General features: G+C 48.9%; 20 protein-coding genes and 1 pseudogene. 3 read left to right on the top strand and 18 right to left on the bottom strand.

The window, feature by feature from the left end; genetic code table 11:
• Positions 1-336: 336 nt before the first annotated feature.
• Both HMPREF0658_RS08515 and HMPREF0658_RS08520 read right to left on the bottom strand, forming a co-directional pair.
• Positions 337-996: a SprT-like domain-containing protein gene (locus tag HMPREF0658_RS08515; protein WP_006950193.1), complete on the bottom strand. Its 660-nt coding sequence runs from the start codon at positions 994-996 to the stop codon at positions 337-339.
• 61 nt (positions 997-1,057) lie between these two features.
• Positions 1,058-2,275 (bottom strand): porin, encoded by a 1,218-nt coding sequence (locus tag HMPREF0658_RS08520; RefSeq protein ID WP_006950197.1) that lies wholly within the window; start codon positions 2,273-2,275, stop codon positions 1,058-1,060.
• Positions 2,276-2,597: 322 nt separating this feature from the next.
• Here HMPREF0658_RS08520 and HMPREF0658_RS08525 point away from each other — a divergent pair, with 322 nt between their 5' ends.
• Positions 2,598-3,095 (top strand): Dps family protein, encoded by a 498-nt coding sequence (locus tag HMPREF0658_RS08525; protein WP_024990973.1) that lies wholly within the window; start codon positions 2,598-2,600, stop codon positions 3,093-3,095.
• A gap of 2,251 nt (positions 3,096-5,346) precedes the next feature.
• Here HMPREF0658_RS08525 and HMPREF0658_RS08530 read toward each other — a convergent pair.
• The 5 genes from HMPREF0658_RS08530 to HMPREF0658_RS08550 all read right to left on the bottom strand — a co-directional run bounded on the left by HMPREF0658_RS08530 (position 5,347) and on the right by HMPREF0658_RS08550 (position 11,132).
• Positions 5,347-6,513 (bottom strand): hypothetical protein, encoded by a 1,167-nt coding sequence (locus tag HMPREF0658_RS08530; RefSeq protein ID WP_006950203.1) that lies wholly within the window; start codon positions 6,511-6,513, stop codon positions 5,347-5,349.
• Between the two features lie 403 nt (positions 6,514-6,916).
• Positions 6,917-8,461 (bottom strand): glutamine-hydrolyzing GMP synthase, encoded by a 1,545-nt coding sequence (gene guaA / locus HMPREF0658_RS08535; protein WP_006950204.1) that lies wholly within the window; start codon positions 8,459-8,461, stop codon positions 6,917-6,919.
• 73 nt (positions 8,462-8,534) lie between these two features.
• Positions 8,535-9,266: a sugar phosphate nucleotidyltransferase gene (locus tag HMPREF0658_RS08540; RefSeq protein WP_006950206.1), complete on the bottom strand. Its 732-nt coding sequence runs from the start codon at positions 9,264-9,266 to the stop codon at positions 8,535-8,537.
• Between the two features lie 92 nt (positions 9,267-9,358).
• On the bottom strand, positions 9,359-10,927 hold the full coding sequence (locus tag HMPREF0658_RS08545; RefSeq protein ID WP_006950208.1) for a RapZ C-terminal domain-containing protein: 1,569 nt from the start codon (positions 10,925-10,927) through the stop codon (positions 9,359-9,361).
• Positions 10,928-10,934: 7 nt separating this feature from the next.
• The gene (locus HMPREF0658_RS08550) at positions 10,935-11,132 is read right to left on the bottom strand and encodes a hypothetical protein (RefSeq protein ID WP_006950210.1); all 198 of its coding nucleotides are present in this window, start codon (positions 11,130-11,132) and stop codon (positions 10,935-10,937) included.
• Between the two features lie 216 nt (positions 11,133-11,348).
• Here HMPREF0658_RS08550 and HMPREF0658_RS08555 point away from each other — a divergent pair, with 216 nt between their 5' ends.
• Positions 11,349-11,945 carry an RNA polymerase sigma factor gene (locus HMPREF0658_RS08555; RefSeq protein WP_006950213.1) on the top strand — a complete coding sequence of 199 codons (597 nt, stop codon included), beginning with the start codon at positions 11,349-11,351 and terminating at the stop codon, positions 11,943-11,945.
• An 18-nt stretch (positions 11,946-11,963) separates the two neighbouring features.
• On the opposite strand, the gene rpe is transcribed toward HMPREF0658_RS08555, so the two are convergent.
• From rpe to alaS, 4 genes are all read right to left on the bottom strand, one after another.
• On the bottom strand, positions 11,964-12,620 hold the full coding sequence (gene rpe, locus HMPREF0658_RS08560) for a ribulose-phosphate 3-epimerase (protein ID WP_006950215.1): 657 nt from the start codon (positions 12,618-12,620) through the stop codon (positions 11,964-11,966).
• A 276-nt stretch (positions 12,621-12,896) separates the two neighbouring features.
• A complete protein-coding gene (locus HMPREF0658_RS08565; RefSeq protein WP_006950219.1) occupies positions 12,897-13,094 on the bottom strand; it encodes a hypothetical protein in 198 nt (65 codons plus the stop codon).
• 15 nt (positions 13,095-13,109) lie between these two features.
• Entirely contained in the window at positions 13,110-14,291 is a 1,182-nt protein-coding gene (locus HMPREF0658_RS08570) for a phosphoribosylaminoimidazolecarboxamide formyltransferase (RefSeq protein WP_006950221.1), read from the bottom strand.
• A 105-nt stretch (positions 14,292-14,396) separates the two neighbouring features.
• Positions 14,397-17,024 carry an alanine--tRNA ligase gene (gene alaS, locus HMPREF0658_RS08575; RefSeq protein WP_006950223.1) on the bottom strand — a complete coding sequence of 876 codons (2,628 nt, stop codon included), beginning with the start codon at positions 17,022-17,024 and terminating at the stop codon, positions 14,397-14,399.
• Between the two features lie 104 nt (positions 17,025-17,128).
• Here alaS and HMPREF0658_RS08580 point away from each other — a divergent pair, with 104 nt between their 5' ends.
• A complete protein-coding gene (locus HMPREF0658_RS08580; RefSeq protein WP_006950225.1) occupies positions 17,129-17,476 on the top strand; it encodes a MerR family transcriptional regulator in 348 nt (115 codons plus the stop codon).
• A 75-nt stretch (positions 17,477-17,551) separates the two neighbouring features.
• Here the strand turns inward: HMPREF0658_RS08580 and HMPREF0658_RS08585 are convergent.
• The 7 genes and pseudogenes from HMPREF0658_RS08585 to HMPREF0658_RS08615 form a co-directional block, all read right to left on the bottom strand.
• Positions 17,552-17,872: pseudogene (locus tag HMPREF0658_RS08585) on the bottom strand (DUF4143 domain-containing protein); the annotation flags it as partial.
• Between the two features lie 792 nt (positions 17,873-18,664).
• Positions 18,665-19,498 carry a DUF4595 domain-containing protein gene (locus HMPREF0658_RS08590; protein WP_006950230.1) on the bottom strand — a complete coding sequence of 278 codons (834 nt, stop codon included), beginning with the start codon at positions 19,496-19,498 and terminating at the stop codon, positions 18,665-18,667.
• Positions 19,499-19,630: 132 nt separating this feature from the next.
• Entirely contained in the window at positions 19,631-21,781 is a 2,151-nt protein-coding gene (gene feoB, locus HMPREF0658_RS08595) for a ferrous iron transport protein B (RefSeq protein ID WP_040557732.1), read from the bottom strand.
• A 64-nt stretch (positions 21,782-21,845) separates the two neighbouring features.
• Complete coding sequence (locus tag HMPREF0658_RS08600; protein ID WP_006950232.1) at positions 21,846-22,826, bottom strand: metal-dependent transcriptional regulator; 981 nt, start codon at positions 22,824-22,826, stop codon at positions 21,846-21,848.
• Between the two features lie 96 nt (positions 22,827-22,922).
• Positions 22,923-24,026 carry a DegT/DnrJ/EryC1/StrS family aminotransferase gene (locus HMPREF0658_RS08605; protein WP_006950233.1) on the bottom strand — a complete coding sequence of 368 codons (1,104 nt, stop codon included), beginning with the start codon at positions 24,024-24,026 and terminating at the stop codon, positions 22,923-22,925.
• Complete coding sequence (locus tag HMPREF0658_RS08610; protein WP_006950234.1) at positions 24,019-24,966, bottom strand: GNAT family N-acetyltransferase; 948 nt, start codon at positions 24,964-24,966, stop codon at positions 24,019-24,021. The genes HMPREF0658_RS08605 and HMPREF0658_RS08610 overlap by 8 nt, the downstream gene beginning before the upstream one ends.
• Positions 24,954-25,367 (bottom strand): sugar 3,4-ketoisomerase, encoded by a 414-nt coding sequence (locus HMPREF0658_RS08615; protein ID WP_006950236.1) that lies wholly within the window; start codon positions 25,365-25,367, stop codon positions 24,954-24,956. Before HMPREF0658_RS08615 ends, HMPREF0658_RS08610 begins: the two co-directional genes overlap by 13 nt.
• Between the last annotated feature and the right edge of the window lie 251 nt (positions 25,368-25,618).

Consider the following 25,618-nt stretch of genomic DNA (forward strand, 5'->3'; position numbering starts at 1 on the left):
CGAAAAAGCGAACAAAGGGAACTCCGTGGAGCCCTTTGTTTATAGGGGATGCGACACGCTTCGCGCGCGCGTATGTGAAAGCGTTTAAAGTGTTATCTGATCGACGGTGCGAATGTGTGTGTGTGTGTGTGTGTTACACTTTTTTCCGGTGTATGCAAATATAAAGCGTTAAAAGATGCAGAAAAACACACTTTTTTCTGCGTCTCATTCATCGTCGTATTATAATTGTTTATTTGTTTCACGGCGGCAAAGATACATAAAGATGATGAAACGAACAAGAAAAAGGAGAAAAACTTGGCTGCAAAATGGTGTCATGATGGCAAAGGGCGTGTGAGTTTAGGGATGAAATGCCGTCAGCGAAATGGGGGTGAGTTCCCGTATGATATGATGGTAGAGGTCGGCATCGATGCGTTTCCCTCGGAGAGAACGAACAACGGGAAAGGTCGAGAAATAAGGGTCTTCAGACCGATACCATGCGTGTCGAAGGCGGGGACGCGAGCGTTTCAGAAGCAGGTCGAGGTGCTGCGCATAGGTGGGATTTACGACTGAAAGGTATTGAGCGTTGTCTGTGGTCTCAACAGCCAGCACAAGGCGCGGCCGATTAGGCGTGGAAACGAGGGGCTGTAGAGAAGAAATGCGGGTAGCGACAGTGATTTCCCACCCGTAACGGCGATTGAGTTTGTCCATCATTCTTCGGAAGATTAGCCCATGCGGGGCAGTGTCTTGCAGAGACGAACATGCAATGTCATGGTGTATCATCTCATGCAGAAGCACGTTTTGCCATTGCCTTTCGGCCAGGTCATAGGCCGTAGAGAGGCGTATGGTATGGCCGGTGGTGCGTGAATGGCATGCTACGGATGTCCGTTTGCAGGACATGCTGCCCAGCCGAGTACGCGATTTGGAGAGAGCAAGCCGAGGTTGGGAAAGGCGGTCGTCGAAATAATCGCGGTTGAAGCGTGCAAAATTGTCGCGCATCCATTCAATGGTAGGAATCATAAAGACAAGGGAATGATGCCGGATGTGATAGCCATGGCGGAAGACAGGCAGAGCCGGAACGTCAATAAAGTTTGAGTTTGCTCATGAATCCCAGCTCAATGCGATTTGTATGAATATCGGTGAGAGCACTTCGGCGCGTATAGTCGAGGGTCTTGCCCATATATCCGAGAAAGAGGTGGAGATTGAGTTGGGTGTCGGGTATGTATTCTACAAATCCACCGTAACTGATGGAGCGCCGGTAGTTTTTAAAGTTCTCATCGGAAGTAACGTTAGCCGTCTCATACATGCCTTTGAAAACGAGGTTCCACCGAGGTTGGAATTGATACTCCATTTTCGTAACAATGGTTTGATAATGCACGTCGGTAAAATAGGCGCGACCGCTGCTTTTAAGGTAGCTCCGGCCTTCGTTGGATGCGAGCTGAAGCCTGTCGAGGCCATCGAAAGCAGCCATATAGTCTACGTACCACTGAAATTTGGGAAGACAAAGCTGTTGCCCCAAGGCGAGCATACGTGAGTGTCGGTGTCGGGCTTCAGACTGTATTCCCCACGCCCAACGTGTCTGCAGCCGGTCGGAAAAGAAGTTCCCATTCCAATTCAAGATAAAGCTGAAAGGGTGGTCGGGGCTTTCCAATGGCTGCGAAATGCCTGATTCGGCAAGGCGAGAGTATGTGTCGGCGAATTTTCCATTGTGGGAGTTGCATATCTCCAACCCTATTTCCTGCGAGGGAACAGGCTTATATCGTGCCACGACACCTGTGGTGTAAATCTCCATATGGTCTTCCATGTCGCTGTATTGGAACACGAACACAGGGCTGCTCCAATACTCAAATCCACCCCATATCTGGTAAGTCTTGCCGGCCGTGAGCGAGAATTGAGGATTAAAATCATAGGTGAGCGACATACCATCGGTAGCTCTTGCAAAGTTGTCTTGGCTCTCGGCGCTCGTCCCCTTATTGAGACGATGGATGAAATTGTAGCTCAGCTTGTCGGTAAGGCTACCGGACAGTTCCACCTTAAACACTTTTGCACCCATTGCGCTCTGCCATCTGCCATGCTCGTCGCTCGTCTGCGCATGTGCCGAATAGTGCAGGTAGACGTTGAACAACTCGCCGTTTTTCTCTAACTGCAACACCCGTTCGGTCAGCGAAGGTGTCACATCACCGTTTGCCGGATGTCGTGATGTATGGTCATCGGCAAGCATCGTAAGCGGCAATATGGAGAGCACCGCTATCAGGAAGTTTCTTTTCATCTCGTCGGTTCTTGTGCTTCTGCTTTTCATACCATTGATTTCTTATATAAAAAGGAGTAAGCACTGCGAGCACCCACTCCTTTCTCATCTTTAATTTACAACGATATTACAACAATTTCTTACCCCACAAAGATAGTAATATTTGCAGAATATCTATCGGGAAATGTCCTGTATTTAACATAAAATTAACGTAAAGTCGTTTTTCATGTCGTTACGGCAACCACTGCTTCATAGATTTTACCTATACAAATATAGGTATTTTCTGTTGGTAATCCGAAAGATAGTGCGTATCTTTGTGTCGTAGAAAGAAACTAAAACTGTATAACAACTTAAAATGAAAGGAGATTTAACAATGAAAACATTAGATTATTTGAACTTAGACGAAAAGAAAGTAGCAGGCGTAGTAGAAGGTTTGAGCCAACTGTTGGCCGATTTCCAAGTATATTACACCAATCTTCGTGGTCTTCATTGGAACGTGCGCGGCAAGGGATTCTTCACCCTTCACGCCAAGTATGAACAACTTTACAACGATGCTGCCGAAAAGGTGGATGAAATAGCAGAGCGACTTTTGCAGCTCGGAGCTACTCCGGAGAGCCGTTTCAGCGAGTATTTGAAGGTTTCAGAGGTGAAAGAATCGCAAATCGTACATTGCGGATGTGGCGGTCTTACCCAAGTGCTCGACACCTTGAAAGTGCTCATCCGTAAGGAAAGAAAACTCGTTTCGTTGGCTTCCGAGGCTGGAGATGAGGTGACGGTAGCATTGATGGACGACTATCTGCAAGGCCAAGAGAAATTGGTTTGGATGCTTGTAGCGGAATTGAACAATGGAGAAAAGAATGACGCATGCTAAAGTGATGTCATAAGTAAATGCGAACAGATTTCTAAGAAGTAAGAGATGGCGGTGCTGTGAGGGCATCGCCATCTTTTGCTTGGCGGCTAATGACCAACGGGCAGACAACTTGCCTGCTTCCGTTCTCTGCACGCCGAACATACGTCCGGCATGTTTCGCAAGAGGCCGACATCACCCCTGAGAAGACGATAGTACTGATACCGTTCCGTAAAAGCTAAGCTCCAGCCCTTTCATAACATAGCTTTCACGCCCTCAAAGCATAGCTCTGACATGCTCAAAGCTATGCTTTTCTCTCTTTATTCGTATCTTTCTGTTTGTCAACACCTTACGGCTTTCTCTTTCGACAGCCTTTTATAAAAGATGCGAAAGATTTTTGCATAAGACTTCTATTTGTTTCCCGAACAGGTTTTCATGACGTTCTGAAGAGCGATTGTGGGGTATACAATACGCGAGTTCGAGATAAGAGAATCTTATCTAATAGCCCCGTCGGGGCGAAAGACCTTAGACAGGGGTAAGCGATAGCGTAGCCCCTGTGCTGTGGAATCTCACTATCTAAGCCCTGAAGGGGCGACAGAACACGACTCCTCCATGCTCCGTCATCCCTACGGGATTCATCTTTCTACACATGTTTATCAGGGGTTGCCTTTCTGCTTCACATCCCGTTTTGCGCCGGCGATTTTGAATTGCGTTCTTTCGAGCTTCACACCCTGCCTAATACCTTTCGCCTCGTCGGGGCTTACAGTCCGATAGCCTTATCCCGAACTCGTGTATATCATAGTACTATGAGGCGCAGGGTAAGCGCTGAAGGCGCGTAAGATGTCAGCCCAGCGCATAGCATCGAGTAGATGACACTTCCCCAAGTAAGCTCTGAAAGAGCGCTATATATCAGCCCAGCGCATAGCGCTGGGTATAGAGCATTCCCCGAAATGGAGCGCTGTAAGTGCGACACGTCCCGTTCATCTATATATATGGAGATGAAATAAAAAGGTCTTTCGCACTTACAGCGCTCATCTTTTTTGCCCCTGTTTACCCAAGGCGTTGCCTTGGGCTGACATCTTACGCGCCTCCAGCGCTTTCCTTTCAATCATTAAAGGCATGTAGTCGCGATTTTCACCGCCCCATATTCGTTTCGCTCCTGAGGCAGGAGTAAGTTCTAAAAGAGTATGATTGTGGGGCGTATCAACACCTTGTTATAATGCTTTGAGGTGCAATGCAAGTGCTGGCAGAGCATGATAGCGCAGTGCATCAAGTGCGAAATATAATGGTACGAAATGTAATGTAAGCGCTCCAAACGCGTAAGATATCAGCCCAGCGTATAGCGCTGGGTATAGAACATTCCTCGAAAAGGAGCGCTGTAAGTGCGACACATCTTTATCAAACATCTATTTGAAAATGAAATAAAAAGGTCTGTCGCACTTACAGCGCTCACCTTTTTTACCCCCGTTTACCCAAGGCGTTGCCTTGGGCTGACATCTTACGCGCCTCCAGCGCTTGCTTTTCAATCATTAATGGTATGTAGTTGCGATTTCCAACAATGTACATTCTACTCGTTCATAAGGCGGAAAGAGGCTTTGAAAGAGACACATTGTAGTGTGTATTGATACCATATTATACGCGAGTTCGGGATAAAAGAATCTTATCCAATAGCCCCAAAGGGGCGAAAGACCTTAGACAGGGGTAAGCGATAGCGCAGCCCCTGTGTCGTGGATTCCCACTATCTAAGCCCTGAAGGGGCGACAGAACAATAGCCCTCCATACTCCGTCACCCCTACGGGGGTCATTTTTCTGCACATACTTATCAGGGGTGGCGCTCTTACGAGCTTCACACCCTGCTTGAGGTCTTTCGCCCCGACGGGGCTTACAGTCCAGATAACGTTATCTCGAACTCGTGTAATCTTCTTTTCGACAGCCTTTTATAAAGGATATGAAAGATTCTTACATAAGACTTCTATTTGTTTTCCGAACAGGTTTTCATGACGTTCTGAAGAGCAATTGTGGGGCATACTACCGAGAGAAAGGCCTGTTTGGGGGAGGTGTCAGTTTGTTTCCACCCCGTGAGGAAACAGCATGAAGAAGCCCAAGGCCAAAGACCTTGGGCTTCTTCATGCTGTTTTTTAAATCCAAATCGGTGATGAGGCCATCTTGAAATGATAGATAAGCGGTCTCATAACCGATGGGGTTTTAAGATGTGACCATCTTTTTTTACTTTTCGGAACCGATGCCGGAAAGCCTGTAAGGAAAAAGACGATGCTTAGCGCGCTACGTATTTTTTACCCTTTTTGATAACAATTCCCTTATAAGATTTGTCTACTCGCTGGCCGGCCATGTTGTAGAGCGGTGCGTTTTCTTCAGCTTCCTCTGCTTGGAGGCGGGCAATGCCGGTGGTTGTGGCTGTGAGTTCTGTAGGAAGTACCTGACCGGCTTTGTTGTGAAGAGTCATGATTCCTTTCACCGTATATTTCTTAGTAAGGTCTGTAGGCATGGTAATCTTAAAACTGTTATACAGCAATACTTTCTTCCCACCATCTACCATATAGTACATAGGCTTTTCTGCTGTCCCCTCTTTTACAAGGGTCACATCGGTCAGTTCTATGAGGTCGCAGATATGTTGCTTGGCAATCACATCGTCTAAGGTCACGCTCACAGGTGTAGCGGCATCGGAGCTATGCGTTACGGTGAGAGCTGTAGCGTCGGTCTGGACGTTCTTTACCACCTCCGGCATATCGTCGTAAGGAGAGAAATTCACCTTTACACTGCCGGTCAACACGTCGTTTACAGCGAGCGTAAGGTCTGTTTCGTGGAAAATAATCGCCTTGTCACCCTCGCGTACATAAGCATTCTTTCCGTAAGTGTACACCACCTTGGCATTGGTCAGGTTGAGTTTGATGTTTTCTTTTGCTGCGGTGAGTGCTGAAAGGTCGGCTATCGTCGCATCGGTATAAGTAAGCGGCGTGCTCGAACCTTCATAGGTGACTTCCACTTTCTGGTATCTGAAATGTGTGCCTTTACGCGGAGACAGCTTTAGTTCCAGCGATTGGGTGCTTCCGCTCCATGTTTGGTGGGCGTAATCGTAGGTGCCGGTGTTTACAGTAACAGTGCCGGTTGTGGGCAATACGGCTTGGGTGTTATAAGTACCCATCGTGAATTTCACAGACGTAATCTTCTTATCGGAAGAGATAGTCAGTGTGTTGTCCGGATAAACGCGAATGGCAAGACCTTTCGAATAATAGGCCGGGTCGTTTTTCGACGTACCTTTAGCGAACGTTAAGGTAACATCCGTACCTTTTACCTCTTTGACAGGCTTGGTGTTTGCAAGACCTTTTGTCGAAAAGTCGATAACTTCCGTGCCGGCGAAAGCCGATGTACCGAAGCATAAAGCCATTACACTTAACATGGCATAGCGTAAAGTTTTTTTCATGTTTCTTTGTTTTTTAATAGTTGATAAATTGTTTATTTCTAAATGAAGATAGTGCAAGCAGATATACGAAAAACTGATTTCCCATTTACCGAGTGCAGCCTATTTTATGCAAAGATACACATTCCTTTTAAATAGGGCAAATCAATTGTAATAAAAATGCAGGGCTCCGTTTATGGAAAAAGAAGATGAGCTGTTTATAATGTCCGTTTTTTTACGTATAGGAAAGAGACGGAAAAAAGTGCAAACAAAAACTATTTGCACTTTTTAACTCTTTATATTTGGAATTGTATCTTAAATCTCCTATATTTGAAGCAACTTTTTTGTGGATTTCCGTCTTTGGAAATCTCTCTTTTGAGGTTGGTAGCTTCCTGCACCAACCTCTTTTTGTTTATCGGTTTGGGGGTTATTCCCACTCAATCGTGGAGGGTGGTTTTGAGGAGATGTCATAGCAAACGCGGTTCACCCCTTTGACTTTATTGATGATTTCGTTAGAAACCTTGGCCAAAAACTCGTAAGGCAAATGCGCCCAGTCTGCCGTCATGGCATCCGTACTCGTAACTGCACGCAGGGCAACGGGATGCTCGTAGGTGCGTTCATCACCCATCACACCTACGCTGCGCACAGTAGAAAGCAGCACAACGCCGGCTTGCCACACTTGGTCGTATAGCTCTTGCCCGTCGGTATCTGTCCATCGGTGTAATCCCTCGATAAAGATGTCGTCGGCATCTTGCAGTATTCTCACCTTCTCGGGTGTGACATCGCCCAATATCCGCACAGCCAATCCGGGGCCGGGGAAGGGGTGTCGTCGTATCAGATGTTGCGGCATACCCAATTCCTGACCCACTCGGCGCACCTCGTCTTTGAACAGCCATTGCAGCGGCTCACAGAGACGGAGCTTCATTTCCTTAGGAAGGCCGCCCACGTTGTGGTGGCTTTTTATCACCATTCCCGTGATACTAAGGCTTTCTATGCGGTCGGGATAGATGGTGCCTTGTGCCAACCATTTCGCATCGGTTATCTTTTTGGCCTCTGCATTGAATACTTCTACAAAATCGCGGCCGATGATTTTACGCTTCTCCTCTGGGTCTGTAACCCCTCGAAGGTCTGTAAAAAACTTCTTAGAGGCATCTATTCCCACCACGTTCAACCCCAATCCGCGGTATGCTTCCATCACCTTTGCATATTCATTCTTGCGCAACATGCCGTGGTCTACAAAGATGCAAGTCAGGTTTTTACCAATGGCACGATTCAAAAGCGTAGCGCATACGCTCGAATCCACACCTCCGCTCAAGCCTAAAATCACTCGGTCGTTGCCTATCTGCTGCTTCAGTTCCTCCACGGTGGTCTCTATATACGAGGCCGGACTCCACTCTTTACGGCTTCCGCAGATGTCTACAACGAAATTGCGGAGCAGCTGCGTGCCTTGTGTAGTATGGAAAACTTCGGGATGGAACTGAACTCCCCACAGTGGGTAGCTCGTGCTTGCATAGGCTGCAAACAACACATCATCGGTGGAAGCAATGGTGTGACAATGCGAAGGGAGGGCGGTGATGGTGTCGCCGTGACTCATCCATACCTGCGAATGCGGCTCTATACCTTTGAAAAGCGGGTCTTTTGTGTCGAATGTCTTTAGTTTCGCCCGTCCGTATTCACGCGTTTCGGTGGATTCCACCTTGCCCCCGTCGGCATAGGAAATGAACTGTGCACCGTAGCAAATGCCCAAAACAGGGTATTTGCCGATAATTTCCGAGAGGTCGGGTTTAAACGCCTCGGGGTCGTGAACAGAGTAAGGAGAACCGCTGAGAATCACTCCAATGACGGCGGAATCGTCTTTTGGAAACTTATTATAAGGCAGTATTTCGCAGAAAGTGTCGAGTTCTCTCACCCGACGGCCTATGAGTTGCGTCGTTTGAGAGCCGAAATCAAGGATAATAATCTTCTGTTGCATAGCGTTATATTTGGTTGGTTTGCGTTTCACGGAGCTGTAGCAGAGGCGTGGTGGCTGTATTCCGAATCATGAACTACAGACGGCAGAACAGTTGTTCGGCCTCTTTTAAAGTGTCTATCTTTCCAACATCAATGAGTTGCAGGCCTTCTTGCAGGCAGCCGCGGATATTCGTTTGATGGCAGACAGACAAATAGAAGTCCATAATTCCGAACTTTTCCGGGAAATTGTCCATCAACTTCAGTAGTCTTGGTGAGAAGAGATGGATGCCGGAAAAGGCGTATCTGCGGCATTTGTCGATGTTTAACCGAGGGTAGGGAGAACGTATTTCGCCCGTTCCGAGGTGAGTCCATCCCACGAGATTCATATCGTTATCGAAGAGCAGATACCGCTTTGTGTCGCGGTTGCTCACAAGGAGTGTGGCATCGTTGGTGAGATTTTGGCTGTAGAAGGCCTGCAAATCGGCGTTGCTAAGAATATCTACATTGTGCAGGAGCACGGGCGATTGGGGGTCGAAAGCATGGCCGGCTTTCTTGATTCCGCCTCCGGTATCGAGCAGACAGCTACTCTCGTCGGAAATAATCACTTCCATTCCGAAGTTATCTTTGGCGCGAATAAAACGGATAACACGCTCAGAGAAGTGGTGCACATTTATCACCATTCGCTGCACGCCGGCATCTTTCAACTTGAGGACGACCCGTTCGAGCAGGGGCATGCCTCCCACTTCTATCAGCGCCTTGGGCACTTTCTCGGTCAAAGGCTTCAGTCTTGTGCCCAATCCCGCTGCAAAAATCATGGCTTGCATCATCTTGATGAGGGCTGTCTATATCGTGTATGCAAAGATACGAATTTATTTTCTGTGCGACAAGAAAACGGTTTTTATGTTTCCGTCGCTGAATTTCATTCCTGTCGTAAGGCTCCTTCTGCGGTGCGGCTCCTCGCTTCCAGCACCGTGGAGATATGCTGTTCGCGGTGTATGATGTGTACTTCCACACCGTATTTTGCATGTAAATGTTCTGCCAGATGTTGTGCCGAATATACGCTCCGGTGCTGTCCGCCGGTGCAACCGAAAGCAAACATCAGGTCAGTAAAGCCTCTTTGCAGGTAGCGTTCCACATGATGGTCAGCCAAGGCGTACACGTTTTCGAGGAAAGAAAGTATCTCTCCGTCGTCTTCGAGGAAACGTATCACAGGTTCATCAAGCCCCGTGAGCGTCTTGTAAGGCTCATACCGTCCGGGGTTATGTGTGGAACGACAGTCAAACACATAACCCCCGCCATTGCCGGAGCTGTCTTCCGGCAATCCTTTTCGATAGGAAAAGCTGAATACTCGCACAACAAGCGCCCCTTTACCGTCGTATTTTGAGAAAGTGGCAGGCCCGTCTTTGGGGTGTCCGTGGTAAATGTTGAAGTCGGCAACTCTGAACCCGTCGGCTCTGTTCGGCGTGGTTTCTTTCGCCGGTGAGAACTGTTCCAGCTCAGTAAGTCTGTGCAACATGTCCATCATATACGGGTAAGGAAAGACATCGAGCACAAGGAGTTCGCGCAGATTGGCGATGGCTGGTGGTATGCTGTCTAAGAAATGCTGTTTATGTTCGTAGTATCCCCGGAAGCCATAAGCACCCAACACTTGTAGCGTACGAAAGAGAACAAACTGTGAAAGCCGTTCTGCGAAGTGCCGTATCGAAGGTACTTCGGTATAATTCTTAAGCGATTGGTAGTATTCATAGACCAAATCACGGCGCAGTTTGTGAGAGTAAAGCGCCGAAGCCTGCCATAAGAATGAGGCCAAATCATAGTAGAAAGGCCCTTTCCTGCCGCCTTGGAAGTCTATGAAGTAGGGCTTTCCTGCCTCGTCGAGCATCACATTACGAGCTTGAAAATCACGATAAAGGAAACAATCTGCCGTCTCGGATGTCAAATCTTTTGCGAAAAGATGGAAATTGGCCTCAAGTTTCAGCTCATGGAAGTCCAGCCCCGTAGGTTTGAGAAAGCAGTATTTGAAGTAATTCAGGTCGAAGAGCACGCTGTTTCTGTCGAACTCCGGCTGTGGATAACAGTTGCTCCAGTCCAATCCGCGGGCACCTCTTATCTGTATGTTGGGAAGCTCGCGTATGGTTCTCTTTAAGAGTTCTTTCTCCCGTTGATTGTATCTGCCGCCTGCATCGCGACCTCCTTTGAGGGCATCGTATAGCGATGTAGAGCCCAAATCTTCTTGTAGGTATCTCAATTCCTCAGCATCTGCGGCCAGAATGTGAGGCACGGGCAGCTGTTTTTTCTCGAAATGCCGCGCCAAATATAAGAAAGCATGGTCTTCGTCGCAACTTGTGCCGATGACACCGATAACAGACCGGCCGTTGCTGTCTGTGAGTCTGTAGTATTCGCGATTGCTTCCTGCCACGGGCAACTTCTGCACCTGCGCGGCATCCTCTCCTTTCCACCGACTGTATAGTTGTAACAGTTTTTCCATATGGCTGTCAGTTGATGGATTTATTCTCGTCGTCTTGGTTTTTCCCCCGTCGCCTTTCACCGGCGTAGTAACCTATTATATAGTCGCCGATGAGCAGTAACAGCAGAATGCCTAACGACATCATCCACGATTCGGTGATATAGATGAGGCCACCGGTGATGACTGCAAACATCAGGATATGAAAGATTCCGAACTTATTTATCATGGTGCAAATGTACTAAAAAAATAGCGAGGCGTTGTGGATTCCTTGCATTTCTTTGTAAGCTCGCTTAGGTAAAAACGTGTTTTTTGTGAAAAAATTTGCACAAACGGGTAAAATCCTTTATATTTGCAACTCAAATTTCAGATAGTAATTTTACCGATTTTTAAATAAAGAAGCGTATAGGAAAAGACTTTACTTCATATTTTAAGTAGTTTAAGAATGAAGCATTTGAATGATAAGACTGACGAAGAGTTAGCATTATCCTATATCAATGGAAACAATGAAGCTTTCGATTTGTTGCTCTCACGCAATCAGAACAAGTTGTTTTCCTATATTTTGTTTGTGGTAAGAAACCGTGATTTGGCCGACGACCTCTTCCAAGAAACTTTCGTAAAGGTAATTACCAAGCTCCATCAAGGTAAATATACAACGAGCGGGAAGTTCAGTGCATGGGTTATGCGCATAGCTCATAACGCCATCATGGACTGGTATCGGGAGCAGAAATCTTCTAAAGTGATCGATGCAACGAAAGACAACGACCTCTCGAACGTAGGCTCCAATGAGTTGTTGGATGAGAATATAGAAGCGCTCTACGTGCGACATCAGGTGATGAACGATGTTACAAAGATGATGAACCTACTTCCTACTACGCAAAGAGAAGTGATTTACATGCGCTTCTATCAAAACATGTCGTTCAAAGAGATTGCAGAAACCACCGGAGTAAGTATCAATACGAGCCTCGGACGCATGCGTTATGCAGTGCTCAACCTGCGCCGTATGGCCAAAGAACACCACGTTACATTACAAATAGACTGAAAAACAACGGTAAGAGAGCTATCTTTCCAAATGTTTCAATTTACTGATAGTCGCTGCAGGATCTGCTGAACGGAAGAGATAACTGCCGCTTACCAACACGTCGGCACCGGCCTTTACCAGTCTTGGAGCTGTTTCTTCTTGTACTCCTCCGTCTACTTCTATCAGTGCATGACTGCCCTTTTGATGGATTAACTCACGCAGACGGCCGATTTTCTCTATGGTATTTTCAATAAATTGCTGTCCTCCGAACCCCGGATTGACACTCATCAACAGCACCATATCTACGTCTTTCACAATATCTTCTAAGCTTACTACGGGCGTTGCAGGGTTTAACGCCACACCAGCTCTCATCCCCGCACTGTGAATTTCTTGCACTGTACGGTGTAAATGGGTGCAGGCTTCAGCATGGACGCACATCATCATTGCCCCCAACTTTGCCGTTTGGGCTATATAATGCTCGGGATGAACAATCATAAAATGCACATCTAAGGGCTTCTTACATTGCTTTGACACGGCTTCCATAACGGGGAAACCGAATGAAATGTTAGGTACGAAGACACCATCCATCACGTCTAAGTGCAGCCAATCTGCTTCACTGCGGTTTATCATGTCGATTTCGCTCTCTAAACGAAGGAAGTCTGCGGAGAGCAAAGAGGGTGAAATGAGAGTTTCCATGTGTCGTTTTGTTGATTAGTTGAGGCAGTAGGATTCGGTTCTTCCATACATATGAACGGTTCGATAAGTGTATGCAATCTGCCGGATGAGATTCAATGTACTCTCGGAAGGACTGCTTCCTTTTTCTGTAAAATATTTCATAGGCTTGTCTCCTTATAGTTCTTGTTGTGGAATGTTATAAGTAAAACGCGCCTGTCAGTACTTTATTACATCTTTATCGTAATTATTTCAAGATGCTGACAAATAAAACCGATAAGCCGGAAGTAAAGCTTTGTCTTATTTACCTTTATGTCTGTTCGCCCTTTTCTCTCGGTATTTGGCTTTCTGTCGGGCAGATCCGCTGCCGTGGGCACCCGTAATGTATTTCTTTTTCTTTGCCTTTGTTTTAATTCCTGACTTATCCTTGGCGTTGTCGGAAGCGGTCTTTTTAAAGATTTGACCTCCGCCGGCAATGATTTCGTCGATATCGTTCATGTGAAGAAAGGTAGGTTAATGGTGGAACAGACGTATGCCGGTAAAAGCCATGGCGATACCGTATTTGTCGCAAGTGGCTATCACATGGTCGTCGCGAACTGAGCCTCCGGCCTGTGCGATGTATGCCACGCCGCTTTTATGGGCACGTTCTATGTTGTCGCCAAACGGGAAGAAAGCATCGCTTCCCAAAGCTACACCGGTATTACGGGTAATCCATTCGCGTTTCTCTTCACGGGTAAGAGGAGCAGGACGCTGTGTGAAGAATTGTTGCCAGATGCCCTCGGCGAGTACGTCTTCATAGTCATCGCTGATATAAACGTCGATGGTATTGTCGCGATCGGCACGTCTGATGTCCTTCACCCATGGCAGTTGAAGCACGCGGGGATGCTGTCGGAGCCACCAATTGTCGGCTTTGTTGCCGGCAAGACGTGTGCAATGAATGCGGCTTTGCTGACCGGCACCGATGCCAATGGCCTGCCCGTCTTTCACGTAACATACCGAATTACTCTGTGTGTATTTAAGGATGATGAGTGCAACGATGAGGTCTCTGTGTGCATCGGGCGGGATGTTCTTGCATTGGGTGGGAATGTTGGCAAACAGAGAAGCATCATCCAACCGTATCTCATTTCTGCCTTGTTCAAATGTAATGCCAAATACCTGCTTGCGTTCAATGGTGTTCGGACGATAGGAAGCATCTATTTTAACCACATTGAAACTGCCTTTCCGCTTCTCGCGCAATATCTTTAAAGCCTCGGGTGTATAGTCCGGAGCGATGATACCATCGGATACTTCGCGTTTAATGATAAGTGCTGTCGCTTCATCGCATGTGTCGCTCAGTGCGATAAAGTCTCCGTAAGAGCTCATTCGGTCAGCTCCGCGGGCGCGAACGTAAGCGTTGGCGATAGGAGAAAGCGTTATTGACAAGTCGTCGACAAAGTAAATGCGTTTTAAAGTCTCATCCATGGGCAGCCCCAAAGCAGCTCCTGCGGGTGAAACGTGCTTGAAACTTGCTGCGGCAGGTAAGCCTGTAGCGGCTTTCAGTTCGCTGACCAACTGCCAAGCGTTGAGTGCATCGAGGAAATTAATGTAGCCCGGACGACCGTTCAGCACTTCTATGGGCAGTTCACCTTCGGTCATGAAGATGCGCGAAGGTTTCTGATTGGGATTGCATCCGTACTTTAATGCTAATTCTTTCATAAGGTTGGAATCAATGAATGATGGTTTTTGTTACGAAGATACGCTAAATATTTATAATCGTTCTCTGCCCTATTGCGTGAAGATATTTTAGCCGCACGGCTGTTATCAGAGACCGGCCAGCTCTATCACTTTATCTATGGCGGCGTTGATACCATCGAGATTCTTGCCTCCGGCAGATGCGTAATGGGGTTGACCGCCGCCACCTCCGCCGATGAGTTTTGCTGCTTCGCGCACCATTTGGCCTGCGTTGAGTTGTTGTTCTTTCACCATATCGTCGCTTAGCATGATGCTCAACAGGGGCTTTTCGTGAGCTGTAGAACCCACGACGCAGAGGAGATGTTGGGGAATGGCTTCGCGAATTTTGAATACAAGGTCTTTAGCAACCTGTGCCTCGATGGGCAACACGGCTTTCACCACTTTGATACCGCGGCGTTCAACAGCACGTTCTATGAGCATACTCTTCATCCGTTCCACCGCTTGGGCTTGGAACTGTTCTATTTCTCGCCGCATATTGTCGTGCTCATCCATGTATTTTTCGAGTACGGTGCGTAGGTCTTTCGCATTGTTAAAGAGGGCTTTGATGTCGCGCAAGGTATCTTCCACGCTGTAGAACATTTCTTCGCAGAGTTTGCCTGTCAAGGCTTCGATACGTCGGATGCCTGCGGCTACGGAACTTTCACTCACGATTTTAAACATGCCTATTCGTCCGGTACTTGCAGCATGGATACCTCCGCAGAACTCACAGCTGGGTCCGAAGCGCACCACACGCACTTTATCGCCGTATTTCTCACCAAAGAGCGAGATGGCACCCATTTGCTTTGCTTCTTCAATGGGTGTGTCTCTATGTTCGTCGAGCGGAATGTCTTGACGTATCATGGCGTTCACCATGCGTTCCACCTGTCGCAGTTCGTCGTCTGTTACCTTTTGGAAATGGGAGAAATCGAAGCGCAATGTGTCTGCGGAAACATAGGAGCCTTTCTGCTCCACATGCTCTCCGAGCACCTGTTTGAGTACATAGTCGAGCAGATGGGTTGCCGTATGGTTGGCTGCGCTGGCAGCTCTTTTTTCCGTATCTACGCAGGCCATGAAGTTTGCCTCAAGGTTTTTGGGCAATGCGGACACGATATGGATGCTCTGGTTGTTCTCCCGTTTCGTGTCAATCACTTCCACTGTTTCGTCTTCGCTCACAAGTACGCCGGTGTCGCCCACCTGTCCTCCCATCTCTCCATAGAAGGGTGTATAGTCTAATACCAGCTCAAAATACGTATTCTTCTTTTGGGTTACTTTCCGGTACCGTAAGATATGGCACTCGTGTTCGGTGTAATCGTAGCCTACGAACTGCTGTTCTCCTTGGCGAAGTGCTACCCAATCTGAGTTTTCCACCTGTGCGGCATTGCGTGCACGGTCTTTCTGTTTCTGCATCTCGGCATTGAATTGAGCCTCGTCCACACTGTAACCATGCTCACGACAAATCAGTTCGGTCAAGTCGAGCGGGAAGCCATAGGTATCGAAAAGGCGGAAGGCCTGCACGCCATCGAGCACCTTTCGTCCTTCCGTCTGCATGCGTTCAATCTCGGCAGTCAGTAGATTGATTCCTTTCTCCAGTGTTCTGAGGAAAGAGTCTTCCTCTTCTTTCATCACGCGACCGATGAGTTCGCGTTGTGCGGGCAGTTCGGGATAAGCGTCGCCCATCTCTTTGATGAGCACGGGAAGCAAGCGATGGAGGAATGCTTCCTTTTGTCCGAGAAACGTATAGGCGTATCTCACTGCCCTGCGGAGTATGCGGCGAATCACGTATCCGGCCTTTGCATTGCCCGGCAACTGCCCATCAGCGATGGAAAAAGCTACTGCCCGAAGGTGGTCGGCCACCACACGCATGGCTACGTCGGTCTGCTCTTCTGCACCGTAAGTAATGCCCGAAAGTTTCGTTATCTCACGGATGATGGGCTGGAAGATGTCGGTATCGTAGTTGCTGTTTTTGCCTTGAAGGGCACGCACGAGACGTTCAAAGCCCATGCCGGTATCAATGACTTTCATTGAAAGCGGTTCGAGAGCACCGTTGGCCTTACGGACGTACTGCATGAAAACGATGTTCCATATCTCAATCACTTGCGGATTGTCTTTGTTCACCAGAGCGGCACCGCTGATTTCTGCTTTCTCTTGGGGGGTGCGGGAATCGAGATGAATCTCCGAACACGGCCCGCAGGGTCCCGTGTCGCCCATTTCCCAGAAGTTATCATGCTTGTTTCCTTTTATAATATGGTCAGCCGGCAGGTGTTTCTCCCAATAAGATGCTGCTTCGGAGTCATACTCCAACTGCTCTTCGGGCGAGCCTTCAAACACGGTGACGTAAAGGTCTTTCGGGTCGAGTTGCAAGACATCCACGAGATACTCCCATGCGTAGTCGATGGCTTCCTTTTTAAAATAGTCGCCGAAGCTCCAGTTTCCGAGCATTTCGAACATGGTATGGTGGTATGTATCATGCCCCACCTCCTCAAGGTCGTTGTGCTTTCCGCTCACGCGAAGACACTTCTGCGAGTCTGCTCTGCGTCGGGGCTCGGGATTGCCGGTGCCTAAGATAATATCTTTCCATTGGTTCATACCCGCATTGGTGAACATAAGCGTGGGGTCATCTTTTATCACCATAGGGGCGGAAGGTACGATGGTATGTCCTTTCTCCTCAAAGAACTTTTTATACGAGTCGCGGATTTCGTTGGCTGTCATTGCTTTCATTATCCTTCATTGATTAATTTCTGTTTAAAAGTTTTGCAAAGATACCGAGTTTTCAGTACTTTTGCAAATAAATCATCCCATTGTTTTATAAAAGCCAGACATTTATGCCGCTCCATCCCGACAAGAACTTGAAACTCTATTACTCCATACGCGAAGTGGCTCATATGCTGGATGTTTCTGAAAGTACGCTGCGGTATTGGGAGACCGAATTTCCGCGTTTGAGACCCAAGACCACAGCCAACAAAGTGCGCCTTTACACCGAGAAAGACATTCAACAACTGAGATTGATACATAATTTGGTAAAGGTGCGTGGTTTCAAGCTGTCTGCCGCACGAAAGATGTTGAACGAGAATCGCGACGGAAGCGAACGAAGTGCGGAGCTATTAGATACACTTATTCATATACGTGCGCAACTGCAAGACCTGAAAAGGAAACTTGATGGCTTGGTATAAACGGATGGCATGTCGATACAAAGCAGGCGGTATGCTGAGCCGCCACGGGCTTTCCATAGACGGTAAAACGTTTTTTCAATCTTTGAAATAGGCCGATATACCGTAAAGCGGTATGTTTTCCATCCATTCCTGCTCCACATATCCTTTCATGGAGATACGAAGTCCTTTCAGGCACGCATCGGGATGACCGTCTATATAGGTCTTCATGGAGCGTGCTCTCACATTCTCTTCTGCTTTTACCTCTATGGGAACAATGCGTTCTTGCTGCTGAACAACGAAGTCTATCTCTGCCGGCGTAGCATCGCTACTCCAATAGTAAGGCTTCATTTTCTTTGCTACAAGTTGTTGTAAGACAAATTGTTCGGTAAAAGCCCCTTTGAATTCTTTAAAAACATGGTATCAATATACACTACGATGTGCCTCTTTCAAAGCCTCTTTCCGCCTTATGAACGAGTAGAATGTATATTGTTGGAAATCGCAACTACATACCATTAATGATTGAAAGGCAAGCGCTGGAGGCGCGTAAGATGTCAGCCCAAGGCAACGCCTTGGGCTGAGAAAATGCTAAGCGCTGAAACGAAGTTCGCCGTGCGAAGCAAAGGCAAAGTGCGAAAGACCTTTTTATTTCATCTCCATATATATAGATGAACGGGATGTGTCGCACTTACAGCGCTCCATTTAGGGGAACATCATATACCCAGCGCTATGCGCTGGGCTGACATCTTACGCTCTTGCAGAGCTTACTTGGGGAAATGTTATCTACTCGGTGCTGCGCGCTGGGCTAATATGTTATGCGCTTGCAGCGCTTACTTGGGGAAATGTTATCTACTCGGTGCTGCGCGCTGGGCTAATATGTTACGCGCTTGCAGCGCTTATCCTGCGCCTCATCACATTATAATATACGCGAGTTCGGGATAAGGTTATCTAGCCTGTAAGCCCCTTTGGGGCTATTAGATAAGAATCTCTTATCCCGAACTTGCATATTGGATATAAACAGTTGGAATACAGACGGATAGCGATAAAAATGAAAAAGCATAGCTTTTAGCGTGTAAAAGCTATGCTTTGAGGATATCGAAGCTAAGGTTTCAGCGGGTGAAAGGATAGCTTTTGACTATCGTGTGCTTTGTTGTTGTTTTCCTACAACGTCAGGATGCAACAATTAGCGGTTCTTTCCTTTCGTCAGACAATTTACCAAACAAACGGTAGGGTCACAGTGCCGTCGTCTTCATAAGACACCTGTTTGGGGTATTTGTTTTCATAGAACGACCATGTAAACTCTTCGGCTGTATCATTGTCTGTTTTTGCTTGTACCGGCAAATGACGGGTGGCATGTCCGAGAAGACCAGCCCAATAGGCAAACTCTAAATCCCCCAAATCGATGTTGAACATAAGACCGAAGAACATAACGCAACCTTTGTTCTCATAAGGGGTAGAAAGGCCAGGTCTCAGATAGTCTATTTTCGTCGTTGTGGAGTGACTGTGTGCACCTTTTGTCGTTGTTGTTGTGCTGACAATGTCGCCTTCCTTGTATTGAATGCGTGTTGTCTGCTCTTCCTGTTCGTTTGTTTCGACATTCAGCAACCTGCCTTCTTCATCGTAAGAAAGTCTCCATGCACCCAAAGAAGTTTTGCCTTTGTGTGTGTATTTGTGTTCGCAGTACGACACGAATCGGTCTTTGTTCAGATACAAGTCAAACGTATCTTTTACGCCATCGTGAATTACCGTCATGACAACATTAGGTCTTTTTTCAACACGCGAGCCCTTCTTGTCCATGTATTCGAATGTGACTTCATTGAAATTAGGGGCTGATACAAACTTAACAACACGCCCGAACTTGTCGGTTGTCACGTCTGCATCGACAGCCTTTTTAGGTAATCCGCCCTTAAATACTTTGGTAGGATGGATGTCTGTCAATGTTTCTTCTCTGCCATTGTTGTCGTTATTGCTGCTGCACGATGTGCCGACAACGGTTGCTGCTACGGCCATTAAGCCGTAAAAAACATGTTTGAAATTTACTCTCATTTCTTTTTTCTTTTTTAATGGGTTTAAGTAATTCGCGGGCAAAGGTAATGATTTTCAGTGAGAATCATACCTTTTGCAACGAAAAAAGTAATAAAGCAGCTGATGGAAAGCCGGCAACGGCATGGGCATGGATTATGAAAAGAGTCTCCAAACGAATGCGATAAGCGAGGTGGCGATGATGCCCAACACCAAGGGCAGCAAGGTGGCGAGTGCTGTCCACTTTACGCTTTTGGTCTCCTTGTATATCGTGTAAATCGTGGTACTGCACGGATGGTGCAGCAGACAGAACACCATGAGACAAACGGCTGTGAGCAAGTTCCACCCGCCCAGCGTGAGAATATCCTTTGTCTGCTCGGCCGTTCCCTCCATCAATACGCCTGCCGCTGCGGCATCTGTTTGTCCTAAAACAAGCAGAGTGAGCATCAGTATCGTGGGTATCACTATCTCATTGGCGGGAATCGCTAAAAGATAGGCCAGCAGAATGACGCCGTTCAATCCCATGACCCAGCCCGGCGTATCGAGTGCAGCTATCAGATATTGCGCTATGCTTTCACCACCGATGGTGAGATTGCAACACAACCAAATGACAGCCCCTGCGGGAGCAGCAAACACAATGGCACGCCAAAGCACGATAAGGGTACGGTCGATGAGCGAAGTGTAAAGCGTTTGCAACAGTTGAGGCGGTCTGTAAGGCGGTAACTCGAGGTGGAATGTGGACACTTCACCACGCAGCACGGTACGCGAAAGCACCCAAGAACTGCCGAACATGAACCCTACACCGGTTAAGACAATGCCCATGACGGCCACCAACGATACCAGACTGCTGTATTGATGGGGAACGGCAGCACCGATAAAGAGCGTAGACAGCAGTATCTGTGTAGGCCAACGGCCGTTGCAAAGCGAAAAGTTATTGGTGATGATGGCAATCAATCGTTCGCGTGTACTGTCGATAATGCGTGTTGAAACCACACCGGCGGCATTGCATCCGAAGCCCATGCTCATGGTGAGTGCTTGTTTGCCGTGGGCACCGGAACGACGGAAGAGTTCGTCTAAGTTGAAAGCCACGCGGGGCAGATAGCCGAAATCTTCGAGTAAAGTGAAAAGGGGAAAGAAGATGGCCATGGGGGGCAACATGACGGAAACCACCCATGCGGTAGTCAGGTAGATGCCGTCTACAAACAATCCGGTTACCCATGCAGGGGCATGCGCTGCCGTAAAGAGTTGTTGGAGCCAAGGGTGGATGATACCTACCAGCAGTTCGTTGAGCCAGTCTGACGGGTAGTTGGAGCCGATAATGGTAAGCCAGAATACAAAAGCGAGCAGGGCTACCATGATGGGAAAGCCCCAGAAGCGGTGGGTAAGTATGCGATCGAGTTTGATATCCAAAGGTAACCGGCCATGATTGTCGGGTTGTTGCACGACCGCTTGGCAGATTTCTTGTGCGCGGGCATAGATTTCCTCCATCCATTGGTCATGGAAATTACTGCCCATCTGCAAGTGAATCTCTTCGGCAAGGGCGTTGAGTTCGGCATTTCCAAATTGTTTTTGTACGCCAGCATCGCTTTCAATCAGTCTGAAAGCTATCCATTCGGCATTTCTTACGTGTGGGTATGTCTCGCTCACCCGCTGTGCCAACTGTTTGATAGGTCGTGCCGCGGCCGGAGGCAGGTCGATGTTGCGGAAGGGTTTACACATGTATTCGCCCGTGGCCACTTGGCGGGTGAGGTCGAGCAGCTGGTCGATACCCTTTCCGGAGCGTGCCGAACAACCTGCCACGGGTATGCCCAAGCGGCGTGAAAGGGCATTCAGGTCTATAGAGATGTTGTTTCTCTTCGCTTCGTCGAGCAGGTTGACGCACAACACGGCTTTGTCTGTAATCTGCAACACTTGCAGAATCATGTTCATGTTGCGTTCCAATCGCGTGGCATCGGCCACCATCACGGTTACGTCGGGTTGTCCGAAAAGGATGAAGTCGCGGGCTATCTCCTCGTCTTCGCTGGTAGAGGAGAGCGAATAAGTGCCCGGCAAATCCACGATTCGATAGGTTTCATCCTGATAAGTAAAAAATCCTTCGGCCTTTCCGACAGTCTTTCCCGGCCAATTACCCGTGTGTTGTTTCAATCCGGTCAAGGCATTGAAGACCGTGCTTTTGCCCGTGTTGGGGTTACCGGCTAAGGCAATGACGTAGCGTTCGTGGTCGGCCTGCGTGCCGCGGCGGTGCAGGCTGTGCATGGCAGCTTGCGGACAACCTGCGCAAGGGGATGTATGGGGAGTTTTATTCATTCTATATATAATTATGAGAGGATAAAAGAAAAGCGGCCGACGACGGGCGACGGCATGCGGATGGTTATGGATTGGCAACGAGAACGTAGCGTGCTTGGTCGTGGCGGAGGGCAATGGCGGTGCCTCGAATGATGTAGGCTATAGGATTGCCGAGCGGACTTTTCATATCAATGCTTACGCTGCTGCCCTTTACGAAGCCGAGGTCCATGAGCCGACGCCTCAGCGCACCGCGGCACGAAGGCGACAGCCCCACGATGAGTGCCTGTGTGTCAGGAGTGAGACGGGTAAGCCGGTAGGCGGAGGTTTCAATGTTGCAGCGGGCTTCTTCTTCGGTGATTTCCACCTTATTCATCGCCTCTTGTGCGGCAAGGGGCAGGGTGAAAGTCTCGCCTTCGTAAGTGAAGGTGAAGCCATTGCTGTTGATTCGAGTAACGAAGATAATGGAATTTTGGGTCAGTCCTTTTTCGGTAATAACGGTGAAGAGCGCCTTGTTGTCGTCTTCCACGTGGGTGATGCGCCACCACGATTGTTCTTTGAACGGGCGGGCGGTATCTTCTTTGGGCGCAATGGCCAACGAATGGGTAGGGATAGGGTCGCCGTGAGGGTCGTAGAGCGGGTTTCCGAGCAGCGAAACGATACGTTCCTGTTCGGCATCCGTCATCTTATGCTCCATTCGGTGTGCCCTTTCGTGCCATTCGGGAGGAGCGTAGCCGGAATGTTCGGCCAGATATTGTTCGTAGATACGGTGGGCGCGGATGAGTTTCAGGGCGTGGGTGCGCCCTTGGGGAGTGAGTTGCAGGGTGTCGGTCATCGAGATTTCGCGCTGCAAAAGGAGCGTTCCGATGATGCCGGCGAGCTCTTCGCGACTGATGCCCATGGTCTTTCCCGTGGCATAGGTCTGCTCTACGGAGAGGTTTCCGCCCTGCTCATAGAGCAGTTTCAGAAAGTCTTCCTGCAGTTCTTTCTTGTCGGTCGGCTTGTGTTTCTTCAGCGAGCAGTTGGCCAGCGAGAAGAAGTTGATGGCACTTTGAATGGATTTTATCATGTGTGGGGTCTCTCTATTTCCTGCAAAGGTAGAGATTTTATCGGAAGACGATATGCTTTTAAAGAAGTTTATATGCAGCTTTTGTAAAAAGACGGGTCAGCTGCGGAAAGCGTTGAGGGCTTCTGTAATAGCGTGAATCTCGGTATCGGAAAGGGCGGGATGTAAGGGAATGCTGAGTTCTTCGCGGTGAATCTGTTCTGTGACGGGTAGCGAAAGCGTGTGCCACTCGGGGTAACAATCCTGCCGATGGGGCGGGATGGGATAATGGATGAGGGTTTCGATGCCGCAATCGGCGAGGTATTGCTGCAAGCGGTCTCGGTCTTTGCACAGCAGGGGATAGATGTGGAAGACGTGAGCGTCGGGTTCTGCCATGTCGGGAAGTTGCAGGCGCGGGTTGCAGATGTTGTCGGCATAGTAGCGGGCGATGGTCTTGCGGCGGGCGTTGTCTGCGTCGAGATATTTTAATTTCACGGAGAGTACGGCGGCTTGAAGCTCGTCGAGGCGGCTGTTTACACCTCGATAAGGAAACACATACTTGCGTGAGGAACCGTAGTTGCCCAGCGCGCGAACGATGTCGGCCAAGCGATGGTCGTTGGTTGTCACGGCTCCGGCATCGCCGAAGGCTCCGAGATTCTTGCCCGGATAGAAGCTGTGGGCGGCGATGTCTCCCAAACTACCCGTCCGTCGGCCTTCAAACAGACAGCCGTGTGCCTGCGCATTGTCTTCGATGAGCTTGAGACCATGGCGTTGGCAGATGGTTGCAAGGGTGTGGTTGTAGGCGCATCGGCCGTAGAGATGTACGAGCAGAAGGGCGCGGGTGCGAGGGGTAATGGCGCGTTCCACGAGCGAATGGTCTATTTGAAACGTGTCAATCGCAGGTTCGACCAGCACGGGCGTGAGACCGTTTTCCGTGATGGAGAGGATGGAGGCAATGTAGGTGTTGGCGGGAACGATGACTTCGTCGCCTGCACGCATCACTCCCATCTCAATATAAGCGCGGAAGATGAGTGTCAACGCATCGAGTCCGTTGCCGCAGCCGATGCAATGATGGGTGCCGATGTAAGCGGCATAGGCGTGCTCAAAGGTCTCGACGGCCGGTCCTAACAAGTAACGGCCGCTGTCGGTCACGGCAAGAACGGCCTCACGGTATTCATCGGCGTGCATGGCCGTTATCTTTTGAAGGTCGAGGTATTTAATCATAGAGCGTCCATTCGTAAGCATCGTAACACATGCCGCGGCCGCCCAATCCCTCTTTTTGGAAGATGAGCGAGGCATTGAGATAAGAGCCTTCGTGTTCGGTGGAGCGCCCGAAGTCGAAGAAGCGGTAGCGGTCGGTGTCGATTTGGTTGAAAATGGTGTGATAAAGGGCGTCCATCGCGCCGATTTTCTTGCCCTCTTCGGTGGACGAACTATATTGGGCATGGACGACTTGGGGCGTGAGATAGAGCACGACACCTGCGATGATATTGCCGTCGTGATAAGCGTTGTAGAGGACGATGTTGTCGGGGAAGCGCGCGTGGAGCAGGCGGATTTCGTCTAAGGTGTGGACGGGTCGGACACCGTATCTGTGGCTCAGATTGTCGGTGAGTATCTGCCAAAAGGGAGCGAAGTCGTCTGCTTGTTCCACGGTGATGCCGTTTTGCTGTGCCCGCGCCAAGGCTCTGCGGCGCACGCGTTCCCATCTGAGCGGGTGGGATAGGTCGATGACCGAGGCGATGTCTCGTGCGACGAGCCGCGCATGGCCTGTGCGGAAGAGCGCGTAGAGGTCTTCTTCGGCGGGCAGGCAGTGGTATATCCACGGCATGACTTTGTAGTAGACCTGCCGGATGCCGTCGGCACGCAGCAGTTCGGCCAATTCTTGGAAGAGCACAACGGTGTCGGCAGCTGTGGTATGGGCGTCGGTGATGAGGCCGCCGTAGGTCAATCCGCCGTGAGAAAGCAAGCGGTCGCCTTCTCTGTGGGCAGGCAGCAGGGCGTAAAGGCGGCCGTTGCGATAGGCCATCAGCGAATGGTCGGCGAATCGGTCGGCGTGGTAATCCATGTAGCGGCGGTCGAACAGAAACGTACCGTTTTTGGATTGTGCCACGAAAGCATTCCATTCGTCGTGCCGGCGGTCGTCGTATCGTCTTATTTCAAACATCTTACGTGGGTTAAAAACGCATCGTAGTCTCTGATGTAATCCGATTCTTCGAAGTTCTCGGATGCCAAAACAAGGCATACTGCGCCTGCTGAGAAATCGTCGAGGGTACGCCATACGTTGGTATCGATGAGCAATCCTTGGTAGGGATGGTTGAGTAGAAAGGTGCGTCGCTCTGTGCCGTTGTCGAGTGTGACGTGGAACGAGCCGCTCACGGCCACGAGCATCACTTTGCATTGCTTGTGGGCATGGCCGCCGCGGCATTCTCCTGCGGGCACGTCGTACACCCAGTAAACGCGTCGGATGCAGAACGGCACGTGGTCGAAGCACTGCGCTACGGTGAGATTTCCACGCGGGTCGGTGATGCGTGGCAGGTCGATGAGTATGTTTTCAAAGTGTTTCATTCGGACAAGGTGTCTAACTATGGAATGGAATAGGCGAGCGATGGGGGGAGCGTGGAAATCAATGATGCCGGGACTGTTTGGCACTCTTTGCTCCGGAAATCAATGATGCCGGGACTGTTTGGCACTCTTTGCTCCGGAAATCAATGATGCCGGGGCTACTTGGCACTCATGCGGTCTTGATATCATTGAAATCGGGCTTTGCATCGGGTGTACTGTCCCGAAATCGTCGATTTTTTGATTGTGCACTTGAT

The sequence above is a fragment of the Hoylesella marshii DSM 16973 = JCM 13450 genome (assembly GCF_000146675.1).
Lineage (GTDB): Bacteria > Bacteroidota > Bacteroidia > Bacteroidales > Bacteroidaceae > Prevotella > Prevotella marshii.

Excerpts from the sequence above, each read along its gene's own strand:
- HMPREF0658_RS08515 (WP_006950193.1), bottom strand. The coding sequence starts at position 996 with ATGATTCCTACCATTGAATGGATGCGCGACAATTTTGCACGCTTCAAC.
- HMPREF0658_RS08520 (WP_006950197.1), bottom strand. The coding sequence starts at position 2,275 with ATGAAAAGCAGAAGCACAAGAACCGACGAGATGAAAAGAAACTTCCTG.
- HMPREF0658_RS08525 (WP_024990973.1), top strand. The coding sequence starts at position 2,598 with ATGAAAACATTAGATTATTTGAACTTAGACGAAAAGAAAGTAGCAGGC.
- HMPREF0658_RS08530 (WP_006950203.1), bottom strand. The coding sequence starts at position 6,513 with ATGAAAAAAACTTTACGCTATGCCATGTTAAGTGTAATGGCTTTATGC.
- guaA (WP_006950204.1), bottom strand. The coding sequence starts at position 8,461 with ATGCAACAGAAGATTATTATCCTTGATTTCGGCTCTCAAACGACGCAA.
- HMPREF0658_RS08540 (WP_006950206.1), bottom strand. The coding sequence starts at position 9,266 with ATGATGCAAGCCATGATTTTTGCAGCGGGATTGGGCACAAGACTGAAG.
- HMPREF0658_RS08545 (WP_006950208.1), bottom strand. The coding sequence starts at position 10,927 with ATGGAAAAACTGTTACAACTATACAGTCGGTGGAAAGGAGAGGATGCC.
- HMPREF0658_RS08550 (WP_006950210.1), bottom strand. The coding sequence starts at position 11,132 with ATGATAAATAAGTTCGGAATCTTTCATATCCTGATGTTTGCAGTCATC.
- HMPREF0658_RS08555 (WP_006950213.1), top strand. The coding sequence starts at position 11,349 with ATGAAGCATTTGAATGATAAGACTGACGAAGAGTTAGCATTATCCTAT.
- rpe (WP_006950215.1), bottom strand. The coding sequence starts at position 12,620 with ATGGAAACTCTCATTTCACCCTCTTTGCTCTCCGCAGACTTCCTTCGT.
- HMPREF0658_RS08565 (WP_006950219.1), bottom strand. The coding sequence starts at position 13,094 with ATGAACGATATCGACGAAATCATTGCCGGCGGAGGTCAAATCTTTAAA.
- HMPREF0658_RS08570 (WP_006950221.1), bottom strand. The coding sequence starts at position 14,291 with ATGAAAGAATTAGCATTAAAGTACGGATGCAATCCCAATCAGAAACCT.
- alaS (WP_006950223.1), bottom strand. The coding sequence starts at position 17,024 with ATGAAAGCAATGACAGCCAACGAAATCCGCGACTCGTATAAAAAGTTC.
- HMPREF0658_RS08580 (WP_006950225.1), top strand. The coding sequence starts at position 17,129 with ATGCCGCTCCATCCCGACAAGAACTTGAAACTCTATTACTCCATACGC.
- HMPREF0658_RS08590 (WP_006950230.1), bottom strand. The coding sequence starts at position 19,498 with ATGAGAGTAAATTTCAAACATGTTTTTTACGGCTTAATGGCCGTAGCA.
- feoB (WP_040557732.1), bottom strand. The coding sequence starts at position 21,781 with ATGAATAAAACTCCCCATACATCCCCTTGCGCAGGTTGTCCGCAAGCT.
- HMPREF0658_RS08600 (WP_006950232.1), bottom strand. The coding sequence starts at position 22,826 with ATGATAAAATCCATTCAAAGTGCCATCAACTTCTTCTCGCTGGCCAAC.
- HMPREF0658_RS08605 (WP_006950233.1), bottom strand. The coding sequence starts at position 24,026 with ATGATTAAATACCTCGACCTTCAAAAGATAACGGCCATGCACGCCGAT.
- HMPREF0658_RS08610 (WP_006950234.1), bottom strand. The coding sequence starts at position 24,966 with ATGTTTGAAATAAGACGATACGACGACCGCCGGCACGACGAATGGAAT.
- HMPREF0658_RS08615 (WP_006950236.1), bottom strand. The coding sequence starts at position 25,367 with ATGAAACACTTTGAAAACATACTCATCGACCTGCCACGCATCACCGAC.